Annotated in this window: 1 protein-coding gene; it reads right to left on the bottom strand. The window is 52.8% G+C overall.

From position 1 onward, the window contains the following. Nucleotides 1–227: 227 nt before the first annotated feature. Nucleotides 228–1,562: an IS1380 family transposase gene (locus A1332_RS19040; protein ID WP_064010007.1), complete on the bottom strand. Its 1,335-nt coding sequence runs from the start codon at nt 1,560–1,562 to the stop codon at nt 228–230. Between the last annotated feature and the right edge of the window lie 105 nt (nt 1,563–1,667).

The raw sequence follows: 1,667 nt of genomic DNA, 5'->3' as shown, positions 1-1,667 counted from the left end.
CCTGAATCCGTGACTCCACATATTGCCAGCCCTTTTAGTTGCCAAACTATTCCAAAATTCGCTGAATTTAAAAGTGCGGTCCCTGGAATCGAGTTTCACAGCTAGAAATTCAGCCTATTATCCGGAGTATTTTTCCGGCGCGGTTCAAATGGCTGGATTTTAGCCGCAACATCCCCTTCCGCAGTCAATTTGCGGCGTTATGCTGTCAGCGGCAAGGCCATCAGTCGCTAGCCTACGGCGAGTTTGGCGTAGGTGGATTCAAAGGCGATGAAGCCGGGGCAACCCTGTGAAAAGCGCAGTTTGAGGCGGTGCCCGCTGCGGATGAGTCGTGCGGCCAGGTACATGAGTTCCTGGATCACGGTTTTGATACGCCGCCGTTTGGCGGGATGCCGGATTGGGCTTTGTTCACCGAGCAAGCCGATGAGGCCAATCCAGCGCAGAATGTTGTAGCTATAGGCGCTGAGCGTCATGATCAGATCATTAGTGGCGAATTTGCCAGACGGTAGACGCTCGATGTCCAGATCGGTTTTGAATTCGCTGTGAAATTGTTCGGCGGTGGCATGGTCGCGGTATAGGGCGATGATCCGCGCATCGTCATGCGCGGCGCCATCAAGACTAGTCCACCAGCCTTCGATTTCGATGTCGGGCATCAACAGCTGTTGACCTTGAGGCGTGATGCTCCGTTCGATGATTTGCATGACCCGGCGAAAGGTGTAGGTTTTGCCGTTGCGAGGATGTTGCTCGGTGACGCTAAACAGCGCCACGCGTTTGCCTTCGCGAGGTGCAGTCCATTGGCCGTGTTGTTCGGCATGGGCCAGCCAGACTTCGACATCCTGTTTGCGCGGGTTCCATTTGATGATGAAATCGACCTGGTCGGCTTCGTGTAAGTCGATGCGATTGTCGAGGGCGTCGTGGCCGCTATCCAGGCGCACCAGTAAAGGCAAAGCGGTTAAGCGTTTCGCGGCGACCAGTCCGCGTTCCAGTGAATACCGAAATTCATATTGGCAATGCTGCTTGCCTTCGCGCAGTTCATTACCGATGCACCAACCTTCTTTGCCCAGATAGAGGGCAATCGGGGCGTAGCCGTCAAAACCTTTGTAGGTTCGGGACACGCCTTCCTTGCGGGTTTTTTCGTTGTTCATGGGGTAGACATCGATATCCAGCGCGACATGACCGGTAGCCAGCGGCGTCACCGGCACTTGGGCATGGGCCAGAAAATCGATGTTGCTTTGATAAACGATCGGCAACAAGGCGTCGGCGTGTTCGTCCAGGCGTTGTCTGAGGCGAGCGCTGGACGGCACTTGCTGAATCGACAGCGCAGCTTTGAAATAGTCGTCGTTACGATGGTTTTCGATGGCTTCGAAATCACTCTTGCCCAGACAAAGGGTACCGATAGAGCTTTTGATAATATCGGCGTGAGAAATGCCGTGTCGCAACGGAATACCTTTTTCCAAGGCCTGATTAAGTTGACCATACCGATTCAAACATAAACCCACCAAGGCTAATCCGGAATGGCTGGTATAAAATTCAGTTTCAGATTGCTCCAGGATAAACCGCTTCATGACTCACTCGCTGGGTGAAAAATGGAATGCGCCTATTATCCCAGAATAGGCCTTATAAATCATTACGATAGAGCTGTGTGCGGCATTTTAAGTCACGGATTCAGG

Source organism: Methylomonas methanica (assembly GCF_001644035.1).
Classification (GTDB): Bacteria; Pseudomonadota; Gammaproteobacteria; order Methylococcales; family Methylomonadaceae; genus Methylomonas; species Methylomonas methanica_A.
This window is presented reverse-complemented; position numbering and strand designations above follow the sequence as displayed.